This window comes from Candidatus Devosia phytovorans (assembly GCA_029202405.1).
GTDB classification, from domain to species: domain Bacteria; phylum Pseudomonadota; class Alphaproteobacteria; order Rhizobiales; family Devosiaceae; genus Devosia; species Devosia phytovorans.
Genome location: CP119312.1, coordinates 1,583,606 through 1,607,810, shown reverse-complemented (window position 1 = coordinate 1,607,810; position 24,205 = coordinate 1,583,606). Strand labels below are relative to the sequence as shown.

Genomic DNA, 24,205 nt, shown 5'->3' with positions numbered 1-24,205 from the left:
CGCCATGCGCGCCCTCACCCTTTCTCTCGGTTTTTCGCTCCTTGCCCTCTCTGCGCCCGCCTTCGCCCAAACCAGCTACCCGCTGACGCTGGACAATTGCGGCGTCAGCCTCACCCTCGACGCCGCCCCGGATCGCGTCGTCACCATCAAATCAACCTCGACCGAAATGCTGCTGGCTCTCGGCCTCGGCGAGAAAGTCGTCGGCGTCGGATTCCAGGATGGCGCAGCCCCGGAACCCTGGACGTCAGAAGCCGCCGCCCTCAACGTCCTCTCCGACAAGCTTCCCAGCCAGGAAGTCGTGCTCGAGGTCGAGCCCGATTTCATCTATGGCGGCTGGGAGAGCAATTTCGCTGCCGACGGCGCCGGTGAGCGCGCGACCCTCGGCGACCTCGGCGTCGCCACCTATGTCGCCCCCGCCGCCTGCCGCACCATCAAGCCCGCCAAGCTGACCTTCGACCACGTCTTCGCCGAGATCGCCGAAATGGGCGATATCTTCGACGTTGCCCCAGCCGCAACGACCCTGATCGACGAGCAGAAGGCCGAACTGTCCGCCGTCACCGCCGATACGCGCGACTACACGGCCGTCTGGTATTCCTCCGGCACCAAGGCGCCCTATGTCGGCGCCGGCAGCGGCGCGCCCGCCATGATGCTCGGAGCCCTCGGCCTCAGCAATATCTTCTCCGACGTTGACGAAGGCTGGTTCTCCGCCAGCTGGGAAGCCGTGGTCGATGCCGATCCCGATGTCATCGTCCTCGTCGATGCCGTCTGGAACTCCGCCGAACAGAAGAAAAAAATCCTCGCCGAAAACCCCATCACCAGCCAGCTCGACGCGGTCATCAACCAGCGCTACCTGATCATCCCCTTCCCGGCCTCCGAAGCCGGCATCCGCAACGTCCCTGCGACCGCAGATATGGCTGCGCAACTGGCGCAACTCTGATAGGGCGGAGATCGAAACCTGTTCCCTTTGGGAGTCCACTACACAGGCCACACCCTCGATGTCATCCCGGCCTTGAGCCGGGACCCATCCCGAGACCGCTCCACAGCCGCAAGGTGTCGGGGTACCTGTAATGAACACCTCCCCAAAGCAGGCCCCTACGCCCCGATTTCAGCACAAAGACCATTATGACGATCACCGACAATACCCGCGCCTGGCTCGCCCAGAACATGCCGCGCACCATCCGCGCCATTGCCAACCTGCCCGATCTGACGGGCATTCGCATGGCCATGAACATGCATCTCGATCTCAAGATGCTGACGCTGGTGGAAGGCCTCGCCGCCCGTGGCGCGGAACTCTTCATCACCACCTGCAACCCAACCACCGTGCGCAATGAAGTGGCCGATGCCATGCGCGCCTGCGGCGCCGAAGTGCAGGCCTGGAAAGACATGCCCGATGCCGACTGGCAGGCCGCCATCAAGGCCGGTGTCGAATGGGGCCCCACCCATCTCTGCGAAATGGGCTCGGACTATACCCATTACCTGATGACCTCCGGCGCCACGCTCCCCTCCGTCAGGGCAGGCCTCGAAGCCACAGGTTCCGGTCTCAATCGCCTCCAGGGCAAGCTGCCGCCCTGGCCGATCTTCAACTGGGATGAAGTGCCGATCAAGGAAGGCCTGCACAACCGCCACATGGTCGGCCTCACCACCTGGCAGGCCTTCTTCGGCCGCACGCTGCTGAGCCTCCATGAAAAGCGCGTCCTCGTCGTCGGCTACGGCACCGTCGGCCAGGGCCTTGCCGCCTCGGCCCGCGCCTATGGCGGCCAGGTCATGGTCGCCGAAGTCGATCCCGGCCGAAAGCTCCAGGCGGCCTACGACGGCTGGCTGACCGGCTCGGTCGCCGAGCTAGCGCCCCTGGCCGATGTCGTGGTCACCGGCACCGGCGCCCATCACGTCGTCCCCATGGCGGTCATCGAAACCCTCAAGGACAATTGCTTCCTGCTCAATTCCGGCCATCGCATCGACGAGATCGATATTGTCTCGCTGGCCGCGCACAAGCACGCCGAGATCATCCCCATGGTCACCCGCTACACCCTGCCGTCGGGTAAATCCGTCCAACTCTTCGCCGGCGGCGCCATGGCCAATCTCACGGCCGGCGAAGGCGATAGCCTCAATGCCTTCGACGTGACCCTCGCCCTGATGGCCGAGGGCATCGGCCATATCGTCGGCGCGGGTGAACAGGCCGAACCCGGCGTCCACCTCCTGCCCCAGCATGTCTGGCAGCGGGCCTGCCCGCCGCCATCGGCCTGATCATGCCAAACGAGCAGGCGGCCAGCACCAGAAAATCCCTGATGGGGCTCGGCTTTGCCGGTCTGGCCGTCCTGCTCCTCTTTTCCATCATCGTCGCCGTCACCCTTGGCCCGGCCGACATAGCGCCCGCCGAGGTCTGGCAGACTATCGCGCACCACCTCGGCCTCGCCTCCGAAAGCCCCGTCTCCCGCCTGCGCGACGCCATCATCTGGGAACTCCGCCTGCCGCGCGTCCTGACTGCAGCCGCCGTCGGTGCCGGCCTCGCCCTCTGTGGCGCCGTCATGCAGGCCCTCACCCGCAACCCCCTGGCCGATCCCTATCTCCTCGGCCTCTCCTCCGGTGCATCCCTCGGCGCCGTCGGCTTCCTCCTCCTCGGTGCATCGCTCCTCATGCCCCTCGGCGCCTTCCTCGGCGCCGGTGCTGCCATGGCGCTGACCCTCCTCGTCACCCAGCTCCTCGGCGGCGCCACACCCACCCGTGCGATTCTGGCCGGCATTTCCATTTCCGCCCTCGCCGCCGCCGCCACATCCTTTCTCATCTTCTGGTCCGCCACCGGCGATTCCTACCGCGAGATCCTCTCCTGGCTGATGGGCTCGCTCTCGGGCGTCGTCTGGTCCGAAGCCGCCATGGTGCTCATCGCCCTCGCCGCGATCGGCCCGCCCGTGCTCCTCTCCGGCCGCGCCCTCGACGCCTTCGCCTTTGGCGAAACCGCCGCAGCGAGCCTCGGCGTCGATGTGTCCCGCCTGCGCTGGCTCCTGCTCGGCAGCACGGCGCTGCTCACCGGCGTGCTTGTCTCCATCGGCGGTGCCATCGGTTTCGTCGGCCTCATCATCCCCCACGTTGTCCGCCTCGTGACCGGCTCCCGCCATCGCCTGCTGCTGCCGCTCGCCATGCTGGCCGGCGCCATCTTCATGATCTGGACCGACACCGCCGCCCGCTCGCTATTTGCCCCGCGCGAACTCCCCGTCGGCATCATCACCGCCCTCATCGGCGCCCCGATCTTCCTCGCCGTCCTGCTCCGCTACAGGCGCATCACATGAGCGGCCTCACCGTCTCCGCCCTCAGCGTCACGCTCGCCGGCAAGTCGATCGTCACTGACGTCTCCCTCACTGCTGCCCCCGGCCAGCTCACCGGCCTCATCGGCCCCAACGGCGCCGGCAAATCCACCCTGATGCGCGCCCTGCTCGGTCTCGGCCCCATCGGCAATGGCACGGTGACCTTCGACGGGCAAAACCTCCTCGCCCTCCCCAGCCGCCAGCGCGCCCAGACCGCCGCCTATGTGGAACAATCCGGCCAAACCGACGCCCGCCTCACCGCTCGCGACGTCGTCGCTCTCGGCCGCATCCCCTTCCAGTCCCTCTGGCAATCCATGCCCTCCCCCGAGGACGAGACCCAGATCGCCGCAGCCCTCGCCGCCGTCGACATGCAGGCCTTCGCCACCCGCCTCTACCACACCCTGTCCGGTGGCGAGCAGCAGCGCATCCATATCGCCCGCGCCCTCGCCCAGCAGCCGCGCCTCCTCGTCCTCGACGAACCCACCAGCCATCTCGACGTCCATTCGCAGCTGGCCATGCTCGCCCTGCTGCAGCGCCGCGCGCAACAAACCGGCACCGTGGTCCTCATCGCCCTGCACGACCTCAACCTCGCCGCCGCCTTCTGCGACAGCCTCGTCGTCCTCCACCAGGGCAGGCTGATCACCCAGGGCACCCCCGAACAGGTGCTCACCCCCGCCCTCCTGCGCGACATCTACAGCGTCGACGCCACCCTCCTCACCCACCCCAGCTCCGGCCGCCCGCTCATTGCTTACGACCTGCCGCAATAGCGATTGACAAGCGTTCAAACCCGACCCAGAATTTTGATCGAATGGTCAAATATTTGACCTGAGGGAAACAGGGGAACGCAGATGGAATTCGGGATCACCTTCAAGGGATTCGTCGACGCCGAGCGCGCGCGCTATCTGGTGCGCGCCGCCGAGTTCGCCGGCTTCGACTATTGCTGGTTCTATGACAGCCACATCCTGTGGCGCGATTGCTACGCCGCCATCGCCATGTGCATGGAACACACCGAGAAACTGCGCTTCGGCCCCCTGGTCACCAATCCCGACGTGCGCGACTGGTCCGTCGCTGCCTCCATCTTCGGCTCTTTGGCCAAACAGTCCGGCGGCCGCTTCGATCTCGCCGTCGGCCGTGGCGACAGCTCCATGCGCGTCATGGGCAAGAAGCCCGCCACCCTCGCCCGCGTCGCCGAATTCATCCACAAGACCAAGGCCATGGTGCGCGGCGAGGAAGTCTCCTATGGCGAAATTCCCGCTCCGGTGAAATTCCCCTGGGCCGTCGGCCACGACATGCCCTCCTGGATCGCCGCCTATGGCCCGCTGGCCCTCAAGACCGCCGGCGAGCACGCCGATGGCGTCGTGCTCCAACTGGCCGATCCGGGCCTCTGCAAGTGGTTCACCGACCAGTGCCTCGATGCCGGCAAGGCTGCAGGCAAGGACATGTCCGGCTTCCGCTCCATGGCCGCCGCACCAGCCTATTTCGGCGACAAGGCCCGCGCCGTCGAAGCCACCAAGTGGTTCCCGGCGATGGTCGGCAATCACGTCGCCGATATCGTCGAGAAATACGGCGCCGACAGCGACAAGGTCCCCGCCTCCCTCACCTCCTATATCGAGAAGCGCCGCGGCTACGACTATTCCAAGCACGGCCAGGCCGATAACCCCTTCCTCGACTTCATCACCCCCGACGTCGTCGAAAACTTCTGCGTCCTGGGCGAACCCGACGAACACATCGCCAAGATCCACGCCCTCAAGGACGCCGGCGTCACCCAGTTCAACATCTACCTCGACAGTGGCGACGAAGAAGAAATCATCGCCGGCTACGGCCGCCACGTCATCCCGGCCTTTCGCTGATCACGAGTTCGACCCAACTTGACCCGCGCCCCGGCGCGGGTTTTTCTTTTTCACGCACGGCCCCTGCGCATCAGCGTGTGCGTTTGGTCACCCGAATCCGGTCATCATGACGGGCAGCGGCAATTTCGCTTTTCACCGTCTCGAACCAGTCAACCGGCAAGGCGCCGATGACGCAGGTATCGGTTGCCAAAGGCCGCGACGATAAATGCTCTGCTGGACGCAGGTCCGGCCCTGGCCAGGCGAAGACATTGAGTTCGTCGCAATAGATCCACTTCGGGCCGTCATCGAGCCCGAGGTGTCGCGCCAGTTTGGCGGGCATGAGCAGGGCACGCTGTCCTTCGCGTGGCGGGCTATGGCTTACCGCCGCGACATAGCCAGGGGAAGGCCATGGGCGCCTCGTTCGACGGCCACAATAACCGCGCATGGGCGCGTTTTGCTGCCTTCATCCCGCCTTCCCGCTTCTGCGCTCCAGAGGTAGTCATAGGCGATCAGCGAGCCGACGGGAGGTCGGGGTGGTATCTTCACCGCTCTCCGCCTTCGTCGCCAATCTCGGGCACGTCATCGAGCGTATAGGGCGCATCCGTCTCGACCTCCGCTGCGAGGATCAATTCCATGTCGCGATCGGAAAGGTCACGCGCCCGTATGGGACGCCTGTAGTTCTCAACGAGGTCCTGATACTGTGTGGCCGAGATCAGGAAAGCCGCAGGCCGGTCGTATTTGGCAATGGCCACGGGTCCCTCGTGGGTCTTGTCCAGCCATTTTCCAAAGCTCTTCTGGATTTCGGTTGATTTGACCGTGCTCATCCATCGCCTCCATATTCCGTATGTTCCGTAACATACGGATTTCAAGTCGATGGGTCCAGAACAACCATCAGGGACAGGTCAATGTGGGCCTAGGCCACTGTCTTTCACTTGACATCTTTCGCCAAATCCGTAGGTTGCGGGCAAATTCGAGCGCTGCCCTTTGGCGGCGCCCTTTTGTTTGTCGAGGATAGTCCCATGGCCAAAGCCGCTTCCGTCAAGATCAAGCTCGTGTCGACGGCTGATACTGGCTACTACTACGTCACCAAGAAGAACGCCCGCACCCAGACCGAGAAGCTCTCGTACAACAAGTACGACCCGGTTGTGCGCAAGCATGTCGAGTTCAAGGAAGCCAAGATCAAGTAATCTGGCGCCTGCTCACTGAAATTGCAAAAGCCCCGCATCCACGATGCGGGGCTTTTTGCTGCCTGATGCTGCGCTCGATGCTAACAGTCCGTTAGCGAACTCGACATGGATGCGCATGAAATGTGAAAGTGAGTGGCTGGTCCGGAGCGGCATGTCGAAGAGGCCACTCTGTCCGCATCCGGACCAACCGCCCCACGGGACTCAGGAGTTGCGGCGGACCTGAGAGAGCCGTAGGGAACTTGCCGAGCACCTGTCCCGAAATGGGTCACTTGCTCTGTTGCGTTCAACCTACGCCTTGCTCGGCAAAACTCAAGGAAATCCGGCGGACTCCGGTCGGTAAAGCTTTGTTAATTATAACAGATAACCCTAACGCATCGAATTGCGCAGGTATTCGAGAATCGGAAAATTAGGCCGCGTCAAACACTACGCGGTTCCGGCCTTCGCGTTTTGCCCGGTACAGCGCCACGTCCGCCCGCTTGATCAGCGATTCCGGCGTGTCCGAAGTGGTTTCGTTCAGCGTCACGCCCGCCGACACCGTGACCGCCAGCGGTCGCCCGGCACTGACCTCGAACTCGCGCTCCGAGATCGACTGGCGCACGCGCTCGGCCACCATTTCGGCCTGCTGATAATCGGTATCGGGCATCAGCACCACGAATTCCTCGCCGCCGAATCGGCAAGCAAGATCAACGCCGCGGATGTTTCTCTTCAACCGCGCTGCGAACTCTTTCAGCACCGCATCGCCGATATCATGACCATAGGTGTCATTGACGGACTTGAAGTGGTCGATGTCCAGAATCATCAGCGCCATGTCGCGATCCTGGCTCTGCGCCTTGCCCAGCATGACGCCGAGATGCCGGTCGAAATAGCGGCGATTGTAGAGCCCGGTCATGTCATCGGTCACGGCCAGCGCCATCGTATTGGTGACGCTCTGGCGCAGCTCCATGGCATAGCGCTGCCGGCGGATCTGGGTTTTCACCCGCGCTGCCAGCTCGTTGCGCTCCACCGGGCGCGAGATGAAGTCATTGACGCCCAGGTCCAGCGCCCGCACCACGCGCGGCTTGTCCGCTGCGTCGGCCACCAGGATGATCGGCAGATTGCGCGTATGCTCGAGCGTGCGGATCTGGGAACACACCCGCAGCGGATCGAAATCGGCCAGCGACATCGCCACCAGCGCCAGTTCGTAATGCTTGCCCGTCACCTGGAACACGGCATCGGCCGGCTGCGTCAGGATATCGACATCATGCTCGGGCCGCAGGTAATTCTCCAGCCGCTCGGCATGGCGCTGATCGGTATCGACGATCAGGATCGAGCCACCAGCGGTGTTGATCTTGTCCATCGCGCGGATGGCATCCTCGATGGCGATCTGCTGCCCCGTCATGGCGCGGGCCCGCAGTTCATCGGTCAGGGACTTGAGGCGTGCCAGTGATTTGACGCGCGCCATCAGCTGCACGTCATCCACCGGCTTGGTCAGGAAATCATCGGCCCCGGCTTCCAGCCCATTGACCCGGTCCGAGGGCTGGTCCAGCGCCGTTATCATCACCACCGGCACATGCTGGGTCCGCACATTGGCCTTGATGCGGCGGCAGACTTCAAACCCGTCCATGTCCGGCATCATCACGTCCAGCAGCACGATGTCGACATCCGACGAATTCAGGATCGCCAGCGCCTCTGGCCCCGACGATGCCGTGACCACGTCATAATATTCCGCCGAAAGCCGGGCCTCGAGCAGCCGGACATTGGTCGGAATATCGTCAACGATCAGAATGCGTGCAGTCACTATCGAGCCCCGAAATGCAGACCTCTGCCAACGGCAACAATGCCGCAGCGCCTGGTGAACCGGTCAGCTGGCAAATGCCCCCTCAGCCAGCCGTTCAGGCCGGGCCAATGTAGCGGGCAATAGTTTCCAGAAAGTGAGGTACGGAGATCGGCTTGCTGATGTAACCTTCACATCCGCCTTGCAGAATCCGCTCTTCGTCGCCCTTCATGGCAAAGGCCGTCACGGCGATCACCGGAATATGGGCGAGGTCGTCGTCGTCCTTGAGCCACTTGGTTACCACCAGGCCAGACACTTCCGGCAGCTGGATATCCATCAGGATCAGGTCCGGGCGATGGGCGCGCGCCAGGTCGAGTGCTTCCATCCCGTTGCGGGTCTGGATCACGGCATAGCCACGCGATTCCAACAGATCATTGAAGAGCTTCATGTTGAGCTCATTGTCCTCAACGATCATGACTGTCTTTGGCATCTGTCCTTCTCCGCGTGCCGTGACGCTGGCAGCGCTTCGCATTACCGCACCATTCAGGTAACATCGAATCTCTTACAAAACACAAATGAGGCCGACCTTGCTGCGTTCCGAGAAAGCCGAGCCCTCGGTTGCTCCTTTGGCCGATGCCTGCCTTGGCTATCTGGCCGAAAATCCCGACGAGCTTTTGGCCTTCATGCAGTACGCCGGCCTCGATCCCGATGCATTGCGCTCGTCCGTCGGCTCCCCCGCCCTGCAACGTGGCCTCATCGATTATTTTGCCTCAAACGAACCGATTCTGCTCGCCCTCTGCGCAAATTCGGGCACCTCGCCCGAACAGTTCATGCGCGTCTGGGCCAAGCTCAATCCCTCGGGATAGGCCATGGGCTTCGACTGGCTTTGCCGTGATTGTCTGACCCATGCCACCGGCGCATCCGTGCCGTCGCGCTGCCCTGCCTGCGGCTCGCCGCGGCTGCGCAGCCACGAAGAGCTGTTCAGCCTCACCATTGCCCATGTCGACTGTGACGCCTTCTATGCCTCGGTCGAAAAACGCGACGATCCGAGCCTGCGCGACAAGCCGCTGATTATCGGCGGCGGCGTGCGCGGCGTCGTCTCGACCTGCTGCTATATCGCCCGCCAGTCCGGCGTCCGCTCGGCCATGCCCATGTTCAAAGCCACCCAGCTTTGCCCCGATGCGGTGATCATCAAGCCCAACATGAGCAAATATGTCGAGGTCAGCCGTCAGATTCGCGTCCATATGGATGCGCTGACGCCGCTGGTCGAGCCTCTGTCCATCGACGAAGCCTTCCTCGATCTCACCGGCACGGCAACCCTCCACAAGGCGCCGCCCGCCTTGGTGCTGGCGCGCTTCGCCAAAGCCATCGAAACCGAGATCGGCGTTTCCATTTCCGTCGGCCTCAGCCACAACAAGTTTCTCGCCAAGCTCGCTTCCGACCTCGACAAGCCGCGCGGCTTTGCCGTCATCGGCGAGGCCGAAACCGTTTCGTTTCTCGCGCCCAAGCCGATCAGCATGATCTATGGCGTCGGCAAGGTGTTTGCCGAGACCCTGCGCAAGGATGGGCTGGTCACCATTGGCCAGTTGCAGGACGAGCCGCCGGAAAACCTGATGCGCCGCTATGGCGAAACCGGCGCGCGCCTTGCCCGGCTGTCGCGCGGCGAAGACAGTCGTCGCATTTCTTCCGACAGCGAGATGAAGACCATCTCCTCGGAAAACACCTTCAACACAGATATTTCCAGCATTGAACAGCTGTCCACCGAGCTGCTGAAAGTCACCGAGCGCCTGTCAGAGCGGCTCAAGGCCAAGAATGTCGTGGGCGACACGGTGACGCTCAAGCTCAAGTCTGCCGGTTTCCGCTTGCGCACGCGCGCCCGGCACCTGATGATCCCCACGCAGCTGGCCAATGTGATTTACGAAACTGGCCTGTCGCTCCTCGAACGCGAGATCGATGGCACAGCTTTCCGGCTGATCGGAATCGGCGTTTCGGGTATCGATGTCGCCGACGGCAGCGATCCGGCAGACCTGCTGGAACCAGCCATTGCCCGTAAGGCGGCCGCGGAACGTGCCATGGACCGTGTCCGCAACCGTTTCGGCCGCGAGGCCGTGGTGCGCGGCAAGCTCTATCAACACAAGCCGGCGTCCACGCCGGCCGAACCAGACGACCAGAACGAAGGCAAGACCAGATGACCAGTCCGATCGAAAAACTCCGCGAATATGGCTACGAACTGCCCGCCCCCAAGGCCCCGGTCGCCAGCTATGTGCCGGTCACCCGCACCGGCAACATCATCTATGTCTCGGGCCAGATTTCCGCTGACGCCAATGGTGTCGTGACGGGCCGTCTCGGCGACAACATGAACGTCGTCCAGGGTGGCAATGCCGCCGAACTGGCCGCCATCAACGTGCTGTCGCAGATCGTCCACATGGGCGGCGTGCCGCTCGAAGAGATCAAGCGCATCCTCAAGGTCACCGTTCTCGTGGCCTCGACCCCCGAATTCACCGAACAGCATCTCGTCGCCAACGGCTGCTCCAACCTTTTGGTCGGCATCCTCGGTGACAAGGGCAAGCATGCCCGCGCCGCCTTCGGCGTCGCCTCCCTGCCCTTCGGCGCCGCGGTGGAGATCGAAGCGGTGGTGGAGGTCTAACTCACCCCCACTGCAACACGATCGTCACATAACGGTGCCAGATGGGGCGCCTCACCACTTGCGAGGCACATCATGACCCTGTTTCCCGATCCCATCGCCCATCGTGGCCTGCATGACCGCGCCAATGGCGTGATCGAGAACAGCGCCAGCGCCTTCGAAGCCGCCATTGCCGGCGGCTTCGCCATCGAATGTGACGTCCAGCTCACCGCCGATGGCGTGCCGGTGATCTTTCACGACGACGACATGCAGCGCCTCATCGGCAAGGACGGCCTCGTCGCCGATGTGGCATCGGCCGATATCCTTGCGACGCCGCTGCTCGACAGCGCTGCCGGTGACCGTCCGCAGAAGTTTGCCGACTTCCTCACCCAGATCGCCGGCCGCGCCCTGCTGCAGATCGAGCTCAAGGCCCAGCGCGATGCCCATGGCACCCAATTGCTCGCCCGTTCGGTCGCCGAACTGCTCAAGAGTTACAACGGTCCGGTGACGATCGAGTCCTTCGATCCGAAGCTGCTCACCGCTATCCGCCAGTTCGGCTTCACCGGTCCGCGCGGCATCATCACCTATGACTACAACCGTACCGACTGGCAGCCCGAGCTCAGCGAAGAGCAGCGCTATACGCTGCGCAACCTGCTGCACTGGCACGAAACCCAGTTCGACTTCATCTCCTGCCACCAGGAAGCGCTCGAACTGCCCGCCATCATCTTCTGGCGCGCCCTCGGCAAACCGGTCACCGCATGGACGATTCGGACGCAGGCCGAAGCGGAAAAGGCCAAACCCCATATCGACCAGATCGTCTTCGAAGGCTTCGATCCTGCGTAACCTAACCGCCGGGCTGCTCACCCTCATCCTCTGCAGTCCGGCCCTCGCCCAGACGGTCACCCTGCCCCCCGCCGGTGGCCAATATGATTCCCAGCTCGGTGGCGCCTACCCGCCACCGGCCGGGACCGAGATCGTCAGCCGCGACCGCGCCGACCCGATCGCGCCACGCCTCTACAACATCTGCTACGTCAACGCCTTCCAGACCCAGCCACAGGAAACCGCTTGGTGGCTCGCCAACCATCCCGACCTGCTGCTGCGCAATGGCGACACCCTGGTCGAGGATCCGAACTGGCCCGGCGAGATTTTTCTCGACACCAGCACCGTCGAAAAACGCGATGCACTGGCGGCGATCGTCGGCGAATGGATCGATCAATGTGCGCGCGATGGCTTTGACGCGATCGAGGCGGACAACCTCGACACCTATTCGAGATCACACAACTTGCTGAATTTGTATGACAACCTGGCCTTTGCCCCCCTGCTGATCGACCGCGCGCATGGCCTGAGCATGGCCTTCGGACAGAAGAACGGAGCCGAGATCCAAGAAGTCGTCCAGCATGCTGGCTTCGACTTCGTCATCACCGAATCCTGCCAAGTCTATGACGAATGCGGCACCTACATCGCCGCCTATGGCCCGCATGTGCTGGAGATCGAATACACCGACACCGACGCCAGCCATTTCGCTGCAGCATGTGCCGCACAGGGCGAGAAAATCTCCGTGATCCGCCGCGACAGGAACCTTACAATTCCGGGCGAACCGTCCTATTTCTATCAGACCTGTTGACCCCAACCGGGACCTGTCTTGGCCGATCAGCCGACTCTCCGCGCGACAATTCATCCCACGACGGCCAGCATTCCCGCTGCCGTGTGGAACAGTCTTGTCCCGTCGACCGATGGTGTCGTCGATAACCCATTCCTGGATCACGCTTTTTTCCTGGCATTGGAAGAGTCCGACTGCGCCACGGCGCGCACCGGCTGGCAGCCGCAGCACATTGTTCTCAGCGATGACGATGACAAACCGCTCGGCTTGATGCCGCTGTTTTTGAAGTCCCATTCCATGGGCGAGTATGTTTTCGACCACGGCTGGGCGGATGCCTTGGACCGGGCTGGCGGCAGCTATTATCCCAAGCTGCAATGCTCGGTGCCCTTCACGCCCGCGACGGCGCCAAAATTCCTGGTGCCCTCCGGGGACTTAGCGATCGAAGCGGCGCTGCTCTCGACCGCCCAGCAACTCGCTGCCCAGCGCCACGCCTCTTCCGTCCACGCCACTTTCGTCCCCGAATCTGAGGCCGAAACCACCGAAGCACTCGGCTGGCTCAAGCGCATGGACACGCAATTTCACTGGCACAACCAGGGATTTAGCAGTTTCGACGACTTCCTCGAAACCCTGTCCTCGCGCAAGCGCAAGACCATCCGCCGCGAGCGTCGCGACGCCCTGGCCGATGGTCTGACGGTCAAATGGCTGACCGGCGCCGACCTGCGCGAAGAGCATTGGGACGCCTTTTTCGACTTCTACGAAGACACCGGTTCGCGCAAGTGGGGCCGCCCCTATCTCAACCGCAAGTTCTTCTCGTTGCTCAATGAATCCATGGCCGACCGCATCGTGCTGATGCTCGCCTATGACGGTCCGATACCCATCGCCGGTGCCCTCAACTTTGTCGGCAAGGACCGTATCTTCGGCCGCAACTGGGGCTGCACCCGCGACGTGCCCTTCCTCCATTTCGAGCTCTGCTACTATCAGGCCATCGACTACGCCATTGCCCACAAGCTGGCCGTCGTCGAAGCCGGCGCACAGGGCGAACACAAGCTGGCCCGCGGCTATTCCCCCGCCACGACCTGGTCTGTCCACTGGCTGGCCCACCCCGGCCTGCGCGAGGCCGTGGCTGACTACCTCGAACATGAACGCGCCTCGGTCGAGCATAATAATGAAGTGCTTGAGCAGTTTACGCCCTTCCGAAAGGGCAAGCGGACCGACCGCTAGGTCTCGATCCCCGATCGTGCTATGAGGCGGCATTGCCGTAGCGTGGAGTTCTTGCCTTGGATTTCTGGGATATCATCGCCTTCATCCTCGAAGCCGCGCTGGTCTTTGTGGTCTCGACCACCCTGTTTGATACCCTGCACTGGCTGCTGCATCGCTGGGAAAACTCCTCGATCCCGCTACTGCGCAAATTCTCATCCTGGCACTGGGTGCACCACAAGTTCCTGGGCGTCGACATGCAGATCGACCCAGCCTATGCACGGCAGAACCTGATCTATCACGTGCTGCCCGAATACCTCACATCCATGCTGGCTATCGCCTTGTTCCTGCTGGCAATTCCGTGGGAGCCAGTGGCGCTGATCGCCGTGGTCCGCACCGTCATGCTCGTCATGACGCTGCGCGAGGAAGGCCTCGATTACAACCATATGTCGATGGATCGCGTCGGCGGGCAGCAGAACATGTTCTGGGTGGGCAACAGCTATCACGCCATGCACCACATCTATCCGCACAACTTCTTCTCATCCTTCGCCAATACCTTCGACATTTTCGTCGGCACCACCTGCCAGATTGCCGGCCGGAAGTTCCTCGTGACTGGCGCTGGCGGTGCCTTTGGTTCAGCGCTTGTCGCCAAGCTACAGGCCCTCGGCGGCGAGGTTCAGACCGCCAAGTCCGGGACAGATTTCAGCGCTGGCAACTATCTGGCAATGCGCCAAAAAATGGAATGGGCCGACGTCCTCGTGCTGTCGCACGGCGCCAAGACCGATGACTGCTGGAACGCCAACTATGTCACCTTCCGTGACCTGATCGATATCTTCACCGATATCGGCCACACCCGCCTCACCCCGCCCGAAGTCTGGGCACTAGGTTCCGAGGTTGAATTCCATGGCGACATGGGCATGGACGAGCTCCGGGACTACTCCGCCTCCAAACGCGCTTTCGCATTGAAGGCGCTGGATTATTACAAGTCGGACGCACTGATCTATCGTCATATCGTACCATCGAGTTTCACCTCGGCCATGGGCAAGGGACCGATGAGCGCCGCGACGGCGGTCAACATCGCTCTCTTCTTTATCCGCCGTGGCTTCCGCTATGTTCCGGTTACCCTGACCGGCATGGCCGTGCTCAACTACTTCCGCTTCCGATTCTTCCAGAAGCCCGAGACCATCCAATCCCAGCCGGCGGAGTGAGCCATGAGCTACGATCCATCCAATATCTTCGCCAAGATCCTGCGCGGCGAAATCCCGGCCCATAAGGTCTATGAGGATGATATCGCACTGGTAATGATGGATATTTTCCCGCAGTCGCGCGGCCATATCCTCGTCATCCCCAAGGCTGCATCGCGCAACCTGCTTGATGCCGATCCCGCGGCCCTGTCAGCCGTCATCCCACTGATCCAGAGGCTGTCGATAGCTTTAAAGGCCGCGACCCAAGCCGACGGCATTCGCCTGGCGCAGTTCAACGAAGCGCCGGCCGGCCAGACGGTCTTCCATCTGCATTTCCACCTGATCCCGGTCTATGAGGGTGTCGAATTGGGCGCGCATGGCGGTGGCAAGGCCGACGACACCGAACTGGCGGCCCTGGCCAAGGACATCGCTGCTGCGCTCTAGCGCAGGTGCTTGCTGCCCTTCATGGTCAGCAGTCCCACGATCGCCATCGTCCCTATAATCATCAGCAGGGTCATCGCCATACTCCTCGCGTGAGGAAACGACGATGAGCCCCTTGGGTTCGATCACAATGTGTGATCGACCACCAATCCACCCTTGAGCGTCACGATCCGATCGGCACGCCGCGCCAGGTCATGGTTATGCGTGGCAATCAGCGCCGCTGCGCCCTCGTTCTTGATCAGGTTGGCCAGGGCTCCGAAAACGATATCGCTGGTTTCCGGATCCAGATTGCCCGTCGGCTCATCCGCCAGGATCACCTTGGGATGGTTGGCCGCCGCCCGGGCGATGGCCACGCGCTGCTGCTCGCCACCCGACAACTCGGCCGGTCGGTGGCTGGCGCGGGGACCGACACCCAGGAGATCGAGCAATTCCATCGAGCGCTTGTCCGCCTCGGCCGGCGACTTGCCGGCAATCAACTGTGGCATCGAAACATTTTCGAGCGCGGTAAACTCGGGCAGCAGGTGGTGGAACTGATAAACATAGCCCACCGTGGAACGACGCAGCTGCGTCCGGCCGCGATCGCCCAGCTTGCTGGTCGGCGTCCCGATGATCTCAATCTCGCCGCCCTGCGGGCTTTCCAGCAGGCCGGAGAGGTGCAGCAGCGTCGATTTACCGGCGCCTGAAGGCGCGACCAGCGCCACCAGTTCCCCGCTCTGGACGGTCAGGTTTGCCGCCTCCAGCACCCGAACAATGGTGTCACCCTCGCCATAGTGGCGATGCACGTCCCGCAGGACCAGATGGGGCTTATTCATAACGCAGGGCCTCAACCGGATCGTACTGAGCGGCGCGCCAGGCCGGATAAAGTGTGGCAAGGAAACTGAGGCCCAACGCCACACAGACCACCACCGTCACTTCCACCGGATCGGTCTTGGACGGCAGCGACGACAGAAAGAACACCTCCGGCGGGAAGATGGCCACGCCCAGCGTATTGGAGACAAAGGCGCGCAGCGTCTCGGCATTGGCAGCCACGATCAGGCCCAGCGTGACGCCGGTTAGCGTCCCGATGACGCCGATGGCGGTGCCGGTGATCGAGAAAATTCGCATGATCGCCCCGCGCGTCGCCCCCATGGTGCGCAGCACGGCAATATCGGCGCTCTTGTCCTTCACCAGCATGATGAGGCTCGAAATGATGTTGAAGGCGGCCACCAGGATGATCATCGAGAGAATGGTGAACATCACCACGCGTTCGACCTGCAGCGCCGAAAAGAAGGTCTCGTTGCGTTGCTGCCAGTCGGTAAGGATCAGCGGGCGCGTGTCCGGGTCGGACTGCAGCCGCTCGCGCATGACATTGACGTCATCGGGATTGTCGATGAAGACCTCGGCCGCCGAAACCTTGCCGATCCGCGTGTAATATTCGGCAATTTCTTCATTGCTCAGAGGCGGATCGAGCGGTCCGGGTTGCGGCAGTTCCATGCCGGGCTTGAGGACCTCGTCGAACATCTTGAAATAGTCCTGCGCGGCATCGAGCGGCATGTAGATGAACAGGCTGTCGAACTCGACCATGCCGAGATCAAAGATCGCCGTGATCGGATAGCTGCGCGTTTGAACCGTTGAGCCAAACGGCGTCATCGGCCCATCGGGGTTGATCAGCTTGATCTGGTCACCCAAGGAGACGCCGAGGTTTTGTGCCAGGCGGTAGCCGATGGCGATGCCGGAATTCTCGTCCCACTGGTCAAAGCCGCCCTGCTCGACACTGTTTTCCAGCAGCGTCAGCTTTGCGAGGTTTTCGGCATCCATGCCGCGCACGGTGGCGCCGGTAGAGGTCCCCTGCCCGGCAGCCAGCACCTGCCCCTCGACGAAATAGACCGCAAAACCCACGCCGGCGATATTCTCCAGCGAGGCAATGGTTTCCTTGTAATCGGTGAATTCGCGCTCAATCGGATAGGCGGTAAAATGCCCGTTGAGGCCAAGGATCTTGGTCAGCAGCTCGGCGCGAAAGCCGTTCATCACCGACATGACCACGATCAATGTCGCCACGCCAATCGCCACGCCAACCATGGTGAGGCTGGCGATCACCGAGATGAAGGCTTCCTTGCGCCGGGCACGCAGATAGCGCCCGGCGATCATCCATTCGAAGCGCGAAAAGGCGCGCGTGCCCTTGTTCAATGCAGGCTGCGCCGTATCGGTCAAATGTCGTTCTTTCGCTGCGGTTCGATCAGGCTCTTGAGACGGGCCACGGCATCGGCGATCGGCAGCGTTTCGCGCTCGCCGCTCTTGCGATGCTTGATCTCGGCTTCGCCAGCCTTGAGGCCGCGTGGCCCAAGGATGATCTGATAGGGAATGCCAACGAGATCTGCCGTGGCGAACTTGGAGCCTGCGGGCTGGTCGCGGTCATCGTAGAGCATGTCGAGACCGCCCGCCGTCAACTCGCCATAGAGCTTGTCGCAGGCGGCGTCGCAATCGGCATCGCCGGCCTTGAGGTTGATCAGGACTGCTTCGAAAGGCGCGACCGATACCGGCCAGACAATGCCGTTCTCGTCGTGGCTCGCCTCGATGATGGCCGGCACGACGCGAGTCAGCCCAATGCCGTAGGAGCCCATATGCACGGTGGTTTCCTTGCCATCCTGGCCGGTGACGCTGGCCTTCATGGGTTCGGAATACTTGGTCCCGAAGTAGAAAATATGGCCGACCTCGATACCGCGCGCAGAAACCCGCTTGTCCTCGGGGACCTGAGCCTCGTATTCGCCCTGGTCGACCATTTCCTCGGTCGCGGCATAGAGCGACGTCCAGTCGTTGAAGATAGGCTTGAGGTCGCCGCGGAAGTCTACATCCTTGCCGGGAATCGGCTTGTCCAACAGATCACGGTGGCAGAACACCTGGCTTTCGCCGGTCTCCGCCAGAATGATCCATTCATGGCTGAGGTCGCCGCCGATCGGGCCCGTGTCGGCACGCATCGGGATCGCCGTCAGGCCCATGCGGGCATAGGTGCGCAGATAGGCCACGAACATGCGCTCGTAGGCGGCAACCGCGGCTTCCTTGGTCAGATCGAAGGAATAGGCATCCTTCATCAGGAATTCGCGAGAGCGCATGGCGCCAAAGCGCGGACGCACCTCGTCGCGGAACTTCCACTGGATGTGGTAGAGGTTGAGCGGCAGGTCCTTGTAGGACTTCACATAGGACCGGAAAATATCGGTGATCATTTCCTCATTGGTGGGACCATAGAGGAATTCGCGCTCGTGCCGATCCTCGATGCGCAGCATTTCCTTGCCATAGGCATCGTAGCGCCCGGATTCGCGCCACAGGTCTGCGGACTGGATCGTTGGCATCAGCAGTTCGATCGCGCCGGAGCGATTCTGCTCCTCCTCGATGATCTTCTGCACCTTCATCAGCACTTTGTAGCCGAGCGGCAACCAGGAGTAGAGGCCCGAGGCCTGCTGCCGGATCATGCCTGCGCGCAACATCAGGCGATGCGAGACAATCTCGGCTTCCTTGGGCACGTCGCGCAGGACAGGCAGAAAATAGCGTGACAGACGCATGTGATACTCCGGAGGGCCGTCGACTCGTGGCTTTTGTTGATGCCCACTCAAATCCTGTTCGTCCACCCGATGCAAGCATGGAAGGCATGCAGAATCTGCGTGACAGGAACAATTGTTGTTGTTAGGGTCTGTGGCAATAAAGCACAGGCGGTCACAAACCGCCGGACGTCGACAACGTCAAGGGAGGAGCGTTGGCCGCCGCTGTATAGCGTGCCTAAGACCAGCGTATTGTCGAACTAACTCATTAAGCGGGGCCGTGTGCCCCGCTTTTTTATTTCCACTACTGAGTTTGTGTGACGATCGAGCGACGGGAGGCAGGCCTTGGTCATTTCAGACATGTTGCGGGCAATTGCCCTGTCCCTTCCGGGCACACGGGAGAAGCCGCATTTCGATCGCGCGGCGTTCAGCGTCGATCGCATCTACGCTACGCTCGACAGCAGTGGCCTGTCGGCCAATCTCAAATTCACGCCTGACGAGCAGGACTTCAAATGCCAGCTCGCGCCCGACATCTTTTCGCCGATCGACAATGCCTGGGGCCGTCAAGGCTGGACGACCATGTCGCTGTCGCATGCCTCCGAGCAGGATGTTCGGGCAGCGTTAGCGATGGCGCATGCCCATGCCGGCAAGGGTCCGAGAGGCAAGGCCAAGCCGCTCTAGCGATCGCAGCCGTCGACAAAGTCACCCAGCACATCCGCAATGCCATCTACCGCAAAACGGTGGGAAAGCCCGTCGAACTCAACCTGAAGCGGCCGCTCGGCTGTGCTCGCAGCGGTGATGAAATCTCGCAATAGCACTTCTTCCTGGGTATCGACCACGAGGGTCCGCTCTCCATCGACCTCGTCATAATAGCCGCTAAGGCCCGTCATGCTCGTATTGTCGGCAACTACCTTGACGGAGACACTCGGGAAATCGCTATCGCCCGGCCGGGCATCCTGGTCGGTGAACACCAGCATCTGGATATCTTCGGGAAAATCATTGTCGCAGTAGAACTGCAGTTCAACGCCACCAGACTTGTCGGCCTGATAGGCTGAGTAGCTCCAGGTCTTTTTGGTATCCGAGCTGCTCAGCTCCCAGCCGAAAGCCGGCTGCACAACGACAAGAGCGGCAATGATCCAGATGGTCTTATTCATAGGGTCCCCCGTTTGGAATGGGGCCGAGCCTAAGGAACAAATCGTCCCGAATGTGGCGCTCAACGATTCCAGTAGTGGTGCAATGTCTCGTTCGAAAGCCCCCAGAATAGGAGGCCGGTCATGACGATAGCAAGACCGGTAGCAAGGCCGGCGCGCAGCAGCAGGCGCGGCGAGGCCGGTGCACCGGGCTCCGTTCCAGGCACGATTTCGCCGGCTTCCACCTGGCTGCGATTGCCGATCGGCGCCACGGCGACAAAGCTCAGCCACCACATGACGAAGAAAACGGCAATGTAGGACCCGATCTGCATGGGCTTCCTCTCAACTCGCTCTGTCCCTCAATAGGCCGACGGGCACTTCCGCGAAAGCGAAAATGCCCGTTTCCTATTGTCGCGGCGCTATGCGGCTAGACCCGGTGCACGAAGACCGAGACATTGGGCTTGCGCCCCCAATAGGCATTGACCTCATTGCGGATCGCCTTGAACAGCGCCGAGTTCAGCACTTCGGTGTCGCTGCGGCGCTTTGGCGGCATGGATTTAATCACCCCGGCAATGGTGTCTTCCACCAGTTCCGACAGCGATTCTTCCTCGGTCTCTGGCAGACCCTCGATGACGCTATCGGGCCCCGAGACGATCTGACCGCTGCCGTTGACACAGAGGCTGACCACGACATGCCCACCAAAGGACAGGCGACGGCGACCCTTCACACCCGATTCCTCGGGCGTGCAGAGCACGAGGCCGTCGAGGTAGAGCTCGCCGACCCGTACTTCGGCCGGGTAGGCCATGGGTTCGGGGAAGAGGCGCACCATGTCGCCATTGCGGGCTTCGCAGACATTGGGAATGCCCGACTCGCGGCCCAGCTTGGCGTGGGCCTCAAGGTGGGTGGCTTCGCCATGCACCGGCACGAGGACTTCCGGCTTAACATATGTGTAGAGCTTGCGCAGCTCTTCCCGGCGCGGATGGCCGGTGACATGGACCAGTCCATCGTTGGCCGTGATGACTTCGACGCCCTTGTCGATGAGCAGGTTCTGAATGTCGATGACCTCGCGCTCGTTGCCCGGAATAGCCCAGGACGAGAAGATCATGCGGTCGCCAGCGGTGAGATCGATCACCGGGTGATCGCCACGGGCAATACGGGCAATGGCGGCGCGCGCCTCGCCCTGGCTGCCAGTACAGATCAGCACGATCTTGTTGCGGGCGATGGTCTTGTAGGCATCCTGGTCGAGCAGCGGCGGCAGGCCTTCGAGCATGCCCAGTTCACGGGCGATGCCCATGATGCGATGCAGCGAACGGCCCGACATCACCACCTGGCGGCCAGCCTTTTCGGCGGCACGGACGATGGAAATGACCCGGCCAACGTTGGAGGCGAAGGTCGTCACCGCCACGCGGTTGGGCGACTCGGCGATCATCGCCGCAAGGTTTGCCGCAACTTCGGCTTCGCTCGGGCTCTCGCCATCCTTGAGCGCATTGGTCGAGTCGCAGATCAGTGCCAGCGGCGTGGTCCGGTCTTCGCCAATCTGCTGCAGGCGTGCGACATCGGTTGGCGACGTGCCGACCGGCGTTGGATCGAGCTTCCAGTCGCCGGTATGCAGAACGCGGCCGATCGGGGTCGATATCAGCAGAGCATTGGCCTCAGGGATCGAGTGGGCGACATTGATCGCCTCGATCGTGAAGGGGCCGAGCTCGAATGGCTTGCCGGTGCGCATGATGGTGATGTCGACATTTTCAACAATGCCATCCCCTGCCCGCTTGGCTGCCAGCATGGCGGCGGTGAAGGGCGTGCAGAACACCGGCTTTTCAAAGCCGGGCCACAGGTCGAGCACGGCGCCGTAGTGGTCCTCGTGGCTGTGGGTGAGGATCAGCCCGAGCACGTCGTCGGCGCGTTCCTCCAAAAATTCTGGATTGGCCATGATCAGCTCGATGCCCGGCAGGTCCGGCCCGCCGAAGGTCACGCCGCAGTCGACCACGATCCACTTGCGCGAGCGCTCCGGCCCGAAGCCGTAAGCGCCCATGTTCATGCCAATCTCGCCAACGCCACCGAGTGGCACGAAGACGAGTTCATCCCTTTGGGTTTTAGCCATGGGTCTCAATAGTCCTTTCGAGCGCAACGCCGGGTCGATCTTTGGTCGTCGGTCGCCTGCGCATAGTGATGGTCAGCTTCGGGCGCTGGCCGTTGCCCCAAAATGCACGTCGCCCGCAGTGATCGCGATGCGACGATTGTCGTCGGCGCGAACGATCAGCCGTCCGTCGTCGTCGATGGTTTCAAATATGCCGCGCAGCACTTCGCCGTCCTGATTGACGGCAACGGGTGCACCGATGCCGGCAGCCGAAGCGCGCCAGTGCTTGAGCACGTCTCCCACGCCCCGGCCATCGTTCCACAGCCCGAACGTCTCGACCCAGGCATCACTCAGCGCTTCGAAGACGCTTTCTACGGATCGTGGTGCGCCCAGAGCTGCAAGGCTCGTTGCTGGATAGGGCAAACCCTCCGGCGCGGCAATGACATTGACGCCAATGCCAATGGCGACAGCCTGCCGCCCATCGGGCAGCTTGCTGGCTTCGAGCAGGATGCCCGCCAGCTTGGCACCATCTGCCAGAACGTCATTGGGCCATTTGAGCGCAATGCGCCCGCCACCCGCGGTATCGGCACCATCGATACCGATCTTGACCATGCCGCCCGGCAGGATAGCCGACAGTGCTCGATTAAGGGAGACGCCAGCCACAAAGCCCAGCGTTGCGGCAGATGTGGCGTCGGCATCGGGAACAATCAACAGCGTCGCTGCGAGATTACCGGCCGGGTTGATCCACTGCCGGCCTCGACGGCCCCTGCCCGCTGTCTGCTGCAGCGCGGCAAACCAGATGCCGCCGGGGTCACCGGCGGCAGCGGCTGCGAGCGCCTCGGAATTGGTCGATCCGATCGTCTCGTAGCCGCGCAGCCGGTATCCGGCCGCGCGTGCCTTGGGCCCGAGGGTAAAACCCGTCACCTAGAACAGGCTTCCGGCGGCAGTATGGGCGAAACTCGCCAGGGGACTGCCAACCGTGAAGTAATAGGTGACAACGAGGAAGGCGCTGACACCCATGATGATGTTGAGCTCGGCGGGAACCACCTCGAACTCACGCACCGGCTCGTCGAAATACATAACCTTGACCACGCGCAGGTAGTAGAAGGCGCTGACAGCCGAAGCCAGCACGCCGATCACTGCCAGCACGTAGAGATGTGCATCAATGGCAGCGAGAAACGCATGCCACTTGGCAAAGAAGCCGGCCAGCGGCGGCATGCCGATCAGCGAGAACATGATGATCGCCATTACGGCCGCCACGAAGGGCCGCTTCTGCGCTGCACCCGCCAGCTCATCAATCGTCTCGACCTGACCAGCATCGGTGCGCAGGGACAGCAGGCACGCAAAGAGCCCGACCGTCATGGCAACATAGATGGCCATATAGATCGCAACGCCCTCGACGCCCACTTGGGTGCCCGACGACAGGCCGACCAGCGCAAAGCCGACGTGGCCGATGGACGAATAGGCGATCAGTCGCTTGATCGACTTCTGGCCGATGGCGGCGAAAGCGGCCAGCACCATGGAAGCGATCGAAAGGAAGATGATGACCTGCTGCCAGTCATGAGTGATACCCTGGAACGTGTCCATGACCAGACGCACCATCAGCGACATGGCAGCGACCTTGGGCGCCGTGGCGAAGAAGGCCGTGACCGGGGTCGGTGCGCCTTCGTAGACGTCGGGCGTCCACATGTGGAACGGCACGGCCGATATCTTGAAGGCCACCCCGGCCAGCAGGAACACCATGCCGAAGATCAGGCCGATCGACCGCTCTTCGCTGGCAATGGCGACGACAATGTCCTGCAAGTTGGTATGGCCGGTAAAGCCATAGACCATCGAAGCACCATAAAGCAGCATGCCGGACGACAGCGCGCCCAGCACGAAGTATTTGAGGCCCGCTTCCGTCGCACGGCTGTCGTCGCGCTTGATGGCGGCGAGAACGTAGAGCGATAGGGACTGCAGCTCGAGGCCGACATAAAGGCTCATCAGGTCATTGGCCGAAACCATGGCCATCATGCCCAAAGTAGCCAGCAGCACCAGGATCGCATATTCGAACTTGTGCGTGCCCTGCTCTTCCGCGCGCGGCAGGGCGAGCATGAGCGAGAAGGCAGAGCCACCCAGCACCAGCACCTTCATGAAGCGTGCAAAGCTATCGGCGATGAAGACGCCGTTGAACAGCACGCCTTCAGCCGGCGCGAAGAGGACCAGAGCGCCGACAACGAGCAGCAGCAGCACGGCGCCATAGGACACCAGCAGCGACTTCTCCTTGCTGACCACGACACCGACCAGCAGCAGCACGATGGCACCAATGGCCAGCAGCATCTCCGGATAGGCAGGAGCCAGGCTCGCGAAATCTGTAACGTCTGAGTTCACGGG

Annotated in this window: 27 protein-coding genes; 15 read left to right on the top strand and 12 right to left on the bottom strand. The window is 62.2% G+C overall.

Going from position 1 to position 24,205, the window contains the following annotated elements; genetic code table 11:
* Positions 1 to 4: 4 nt before the first annotated feature.
* The 5 genes from P0Y65_08110 (at position 5) to P0Y65_08090 (ending at position 5,149) form a co-directional block, all read left to right on the top strand.
* Positions 5 to 937 (top strand): putative F420-0 ABC transporter substrate-binding protein, encoded by a 933-nt coding sequence (locus P0Y65_08110; protein ID WEK06198.1) that lies wholly within the window; start codon positions 5 to 7, stop codon positions 935 to 937.
* A gap of 185 nt (positions 938 to 1,122) precedes the next feature.
* Positions 1,123 to 2,244 (top strand): adenosylhomocysteinase, encoded by a 1,122-nt coding sequence (locus P0Y65_08105; GenBank protein ID WEK06197.1) that lies wholly within the window; start codon positions 1,123 to 1,125, stop codon positions 2,242 to 2,244.
* A 2-nt stretch (positions 2,245 to 2,246) separates the two neighbouring features.
* Positions 2,247 to 3,284: an iron chelate uptake ABC transporter family permease subunit gene (locus tag P0Y65_08100; protein WEK06196.1), complete on the top strand. Its 1,038-nt coding sequence runs from the start codon at positions 2,247 to 2,249 to the stop codon at positions 3,282 to 3,284.
* The gene (locus P0Y65_08095; GenBank protein WEK06195.1) at positions 3,281 to 4,066 is read left to right on the top strand and encodes an ABC transporter ATP-binding protein; all 786 of its coding nucleotides are present in this window, start codon (positions 3,281 to 3,283) and stop codon (positions 4,064 to 4,066) included. Before P0Y65_08100 ends, P0Y65_08095 begins: the two co-directional genes overlap by 4 nt.
* Before the next feature lie 81 nt (positions 4,067 to 4,147).
* Positions 4,148 to 5,149: a TIGR03842 family LLM class F420-dependent oxidoreductase gene (locus P0Y65_08090; protein WEK06194.1), complete on the top strand. Its 1,002-nt coding sequence runs from the start codon at positions 4,148 to 4,150 to the stop codon at positions 5,147 to 5,149.
* Positions 5,150 to 5,219: 70 nt separating this feature from the next.
* Here P0Y65_08090 and P0Y65_08085 read toward each other — a convergent pair whose 3' ends face one another.
* Together P0Y65_08085 and P0Y65_08080 are read right to left on the bottom strand one after the other, a co-directional pair.
* Positions 5,220 to 5,468 carry a hypothetical protein gene (locus tag P0Y65_08085; protein WEK06193.1) on the bottom strand — a complete coding sequence of 83 codons (249 nt, stop codon included), beginning with the start codon at positions 5,466 to 5,468 and terminating at the stop codon, positions 5,220 to 5,222.
* A gap of 202 nt (positions 5,469 to 5,670) precedes the next feature.
* Entirely contained in the window at positions 5,671 to 5,952 is a 282-nt protein-coding gene (locus P0Y65_08080) for a hypothetical protein (GenBank protein WEK06192.1), read from the bottom strand.
* Positions 5,953 to 6,147: 195 nt separating this feature from the next.
* Here P0Y65_08080 and rpmG point away from each other — a divergent pair, with 195 nt between their 5' ends.
* Positions 6,148 to 6,315, top strand: a complete 168-nt coding sequence (rpmG, locus tag P0Y65_08075; GenBank protein ID WEK06191.1) for a 50S ribosomal protein L33 — start codon at positions 6,148 to 6,150, stop codon at positions 6,313 to 6,315.
* 406 nt (positions 6,316 to 6,721) lie between these two features.
* On the opposite strand, the gene P0Y65_08070 is transcribed toward rpmG, so the two are convergent.
* On the bottom strand, positions 6,722 to 8,092 hold the full coding sequence (locus P0Y65_08070) for a PleD family two-component system response regulator (GenBank protein WEK06190.1): 1,371 nt from the start codon (positions 8,090 to 8,092) through the stop codon (positions 6,722 to 6,724).
* A gap of 94 nt (positions 8,093 to 8,186) precedes the next feature.
* Positions 8,187 to 8,558: a response regulator gene (locus tag P0Y65_08065; GenBank protein ID WEK06189.1), complete on the bottom strand. Its 372-nt coding sequence runs from the start codon at positions 8,556 to 8,558 to the stop codon at positions 8,187 to 8,189.
* A gap of 97 nt (positions 8,559 to 8,655) precedes the next feature.
* Here P0Y65_08065 and P0Y65_08060 point away from each other — a divergent pair, with 97 nt between their 5' ends.
* From P0Y65_08060 to P0Y65_08025, 8 genes are all read left to right on the top strand, one after another.
* On the top strand, positions 8,656 to 8,934 hold the full coding sequence (locus P0Y65_08060; GenBank protein ID WEK06188.1) for a DUF3572 family protein: 279 nt from the start codon (positions 8,656 to 8,658) through the stop codon (positions 8,932 to 8,934).
* A 3-nt stretch (positions 8,935 to 8,937) separates the two neighbouring features.
* Positions 8,938 to 10,260 (top strand): DNA polymerase IV, encoded by a 1,323-nt coding sequence (locus tag P0Y65_08055; protein WEK06187.1) that lies wholly within the window; start codon positions 8,938 to 8,940, stop codon positions 10,258 to 10,260.
* Complete coding sequence (locus P0Y65_08050; GenBank protein WEK06186.1) at positions 10,257 to 10,715, top strand: RidA family protein; 459 nt, start codon at positions 10,257 to 10,259, stop codon at positions 10,713 to 10,715. The genes P0Y65_08055 and P0Y65_08050 overlap by 4 nt, the downstream gene beginning before the upstream one ends.
* A gap of 72 nt (positions 10,716 to 10,787) precedes the next feature.
* Positions 10,788 to 11,534: a glycerophosphodiester phosphodiesterase family protein gene (locus P0Y65_08045; GenBank protein ID WEK06185.1), complete on the top strand. Its 747-nt coding sequence runs from the start codon at positions 10,788 to 10,790 to the stop codon at positions 11,532 to 11,534.
* Complete coding sequence (locus tag P0Y65_08040) at positions 11,494 to 12,315, top strand: endo alpha-1,4 polygalactosaminidase (GenBank protein WEK06759.1); 822 nt, start codon at positions 11,494 to 11,496, stop codon at positions 12,313 to 12,315. Before P0Y65_08045 ends, P0Y65_08040 begins: the two co-directional genes overlap by 41 nt.
* A gap of 69 nt (positions 12,316 to 12,384) precedes the next feature.
* On the top strand, positions 12,385 to 13,512 hold the full coding sequence (locus P0Y65_08035; GenBank protein ID WEK06758.1) for a GNAT family N-acetyltransferase: 1,128 nt from the start codon (positions 12,385 to 12,387) through the stop codon (positions 13,510 to 13,512).
* A gap of 56 nt (positions 13,513 to 13,568) precedes the next feature.
* Complete coding sequence (locus P0Y65_08030; GenBank protein WEK06184.1) at positions 13,569 to 14,696, top strand: hypothetical protein; 1,128 nt, start codon at positions 13,569 to 13,571, stop codon at positions 14,694 to 14,696.
* Between the two features lie 3 nt (positions 14,697 to 14,699).
* Positions 14,700 to 15,116: an HIT family protein gene (locus tag P0Y65_08025; GenBank protein WEK06183.1), complete on the top strand. Its 417-nt coding sequence runs from the start codon at positions 14,700 to 14,702 to the stop codon at positions 15,114 to 15,116.
* A gap of 122 nt (positions 15,117 to 15,238) precedes the next feature.
* Here the strand turns inward: P0Y65_08025 and P0Y65_08020 are convergent, their stop codons facing one another.
* The 3 genes from P0Y65_08020 to P0Y65_08010 are packed head-to-tail and all read right to left on the bottom strand — an operon-like array spanning position 15,239 to position 18,649.
* Positions 15,239 to 15,925 carry an ABC transporter ATP-binding protein gene (locus tag P0Y65_08020; GenBank protein ID WEK06182.1) on the bottom strand — a complete coding sequence of 229 codons (687 nt, stop codon included), beginning with the start codon at positions 15,923 to 15,925 and terminating at the stop codon, positions 15,239 to 15,241.
* On the bottom strand, positions 15,918 to 17,240 hold the full coding sequence (locus tag P0Y65_08015; GenBank protein ID WEK06757.1) for an ABC transporter permease: 1,323 nt from the start codon (positions 17,238 to 17,240) through the stop codon (positions 15,918 to 15,920). Before P0Y65_08015 ends, P0Y65_08020 begins: the two co-directional genes overlap by 8 nt.
* Before the next feature lie 59 nt (positions 17,241 to 17,299).
* Entirely contained in the window at positions 17,300 to 18,649 is a 1,350-nt protein-coding gene (locus tag P0Y65_08010; protein WEK06181.1) for a proline--tRNA ligase, read from the bottom strand.
* 321 nt (positions 18,650 to 18,970) lie between these two features.
* Between P0Y65_08010 and P0Y65_08005 the strand changes: the two genes are divergently transcribed.
* On the top strand, positions 18,971 to 19,306 hold the full coding sequence (locus P0Y65_08005; GenBank protein ID WEK06180.1) for an MmcQ/YjbR family DNA-binding protein: 336 nt from the start codon (positions 18,971 to 18,973) through the stop codon (positions 19,304 to 19,306).
* On the opposite strand, the gene P0Y65_08000 is transcribed toward P0Y65_08005, so the two are convergent.
* The 5 genes from P0Y65_08000 to nuoN all read right to left on the bottom strand — a co-directional run bounded on the left by P0Y65_08000 (position 19,303) and on the right by nuoN (position 24,202).
* Positions 19,303 to 19,779: a hypothetical protein gene (locus P0Y65_08000; GenBank protein WEK06179.1), complete on the bottom strand. Its 477-nt coding sequence runs from the start codon at positions 19,777 to 19,779 to the stop codon at positions 19,303 to 19,305. The two genes, P0Y65_08005 and P0Y65_08000, sit on opposite strands and share 4 nt — an antisense overlap.
* A gap of 59 nt (positions 19,780 to 19,838) precedes the next feature.
* Positions 19,839 to 20,087, bottom strand: a complete 249-nt coding sequence (locus P0Y65_07995; protein WEK06178.1) for a DUF1467 family protein — start codon at positions 20,085 to 20,087, stop codon at positions 19,839 to 19,841.
* Positions 20,088 to 20,182: 95 nt separating this feature from the next.
* On the bottom strand, positions 20,183 to 21,856 hold the full coding sequence (locus P0Y65_07990) for a ribonuclease J (GenBank protein ID WEK06177.1): 1,674 nt from the start codon (positions 21,854 to 21,856) through the stop codon (positions 20,183 to 20,185).
* Positions 21,857 to 21,928: 72 nt separating this feature from the next.
* The gene (locus P0Y65_07985) at positions 21,929 to 22,756 is read right to left on the bottom strand and encodes a biotin--[acetyl-CoA-carboxylase] ligase (GenBank protein ID WEK06176.1); all 828 of its coding nucleotides are present in this window, start codon (positions 22,754 to 22,756) and stop codon (positions 21,929 to 21,931) included.
* The gene (nuoN, locus tag P0Y65_07980) at positions 22,757 to 24,202 is read right to left on the bottom strand and encodes an NADH-quinone oxidoreductase subunit NuoN (protein WEK06175.1); all 1,446 of its coding nucleotides are present in this window, start codon (positions 24,200 to 24,202) and stop codon (positions 22,757 to 22,759) included.
* Between the last annotated feature and the right edge of the window lie 3 nt (positions 24,203 to 24,205).

Coding starts and splice junctions, on each gene's coding strand:
- P0Y65_08110 (WEK06198.1), top strand. CDS start 5: ATGCGCGCCCTCACCCTTTCTCTCGGTTTTTCGCTCCTTGCCCTCTCT.
- P0Y65_08105 (WEK06197.1), top strand. CDS start 1,123: ATGACGATCACCGACAATACCCGCGCCTGGCTCGCCCAGAACATGCCG.
- P0Y65_08100 (WEK06196.1), top strand. CDS start 2,247: ATGCCAAACGAGCAGGCGGCCAGCACCAGAAAATCCCTGATGGGGCTC.
- P0Y65_08095 (WEK06195.1), top strand. CDS start 3,281: ATGAGCGGCCTCACCGTCTCCGCCCTCAGCGTCACGCTCGCCGGCAAG.
- P0Y65_08090 (WEK06194.1), top strand. CDS start 4,148: ATGGAATTCGGGATCACCTTCAAGGGATTCGTCGACGCCGAGCGCGCG.
- P0Y65_08085 (WEK06193.1), bottom strand. CDS start 5,468: ATGCCCGCCAAACTGGCGCGACACCTCGGGCTCGATGACGGCCCGAAG.
- P0Y65_08080 (WEK06192.1), bottom strand. CDS start 5,952: ATGAGCACGGTCAAATCAACCGAAATCCAGAAGAGCTTTGGAAAATGG.
- rpmG (WEK06191.1), top strand. CDS start 6,148: ATGGCCAAAGCCGCTTCCGTCAAGATCAAGCTCGTGTCGACGGCTGAT.
- P0Y65_08065 (WEK06189.1), bottom strand. CDS start 8,558: ATGCCAAAGACAGTCATGATCGTTGAGGACAATGAGCTCAACATGAAG.
- P0Y65_08055 (WEK06187.1), top strand. CDS start 8,938: ATGGGCTTCGACTGGCTTTGCCGTGATTGTCTGACCCATGCCACCGGC.
- P0Y65_08050 (WEK06186.1), top strand. CDS start 10,257: ATGACCAGTCCGATCGAAAAACTCCGCGAATATGGCTACGAACTGCCC.
- P0Y65_08045 (WEK06185.1), top strand. CDS start 10,788: ATGACCCTGTTTCCCGATCCCATCGCCCATCGTGGCCTGCATGACCGC.
- P0Y65_08025 (WEK06183.1), top strand. CDS start 14,700: ATGAGCTACGATCCATCCAATATCTTCGCCAAGATCCTGCGCGGCGAA.
- P0Y65_08020 (WEK06182.1), bottom strand. CDS start 15,925: ATGAATAAGCCCCATCTGGTCCTGCGGGACGTGCATCGCCACTATGGC.
- P0Y65_08015 (WEK06757.1), bottom strand. CDS start 17,240: ATGATCGCCGGGCGCTATCTGCGTGCCCGGCGCAAGGAAGCCTTCATC.
- P0Y65_08010 (WEK06181.1), bottom strand. CDS start 18,649: ATGCGTCTGTCACGCTATTTTCTGCCTGTCCTGCGCGACGTGCCCAAG.
- P0Y65_08000 (WEK06179.1), bottom strand. CDS start 19,779: ATGAATAAGACCATCTGGATCATTGCCGCTCTTGTCGTTGTGCAGCCG.
- P0Y65_07995 (WEK06178.1), bottom strand. CDS start 20,087: ATGCAGATCGGGTCCTACATTGCCGTTTTCTTCGTCATGTGGTGGCTG.
- P0Y65_07990 (WEK06177.1), bottom strand. CDS start 21,856: ATGGCTAAAACCCAAAGGGATGAACTCGTCTTCGTGCCACTCGGTGGC.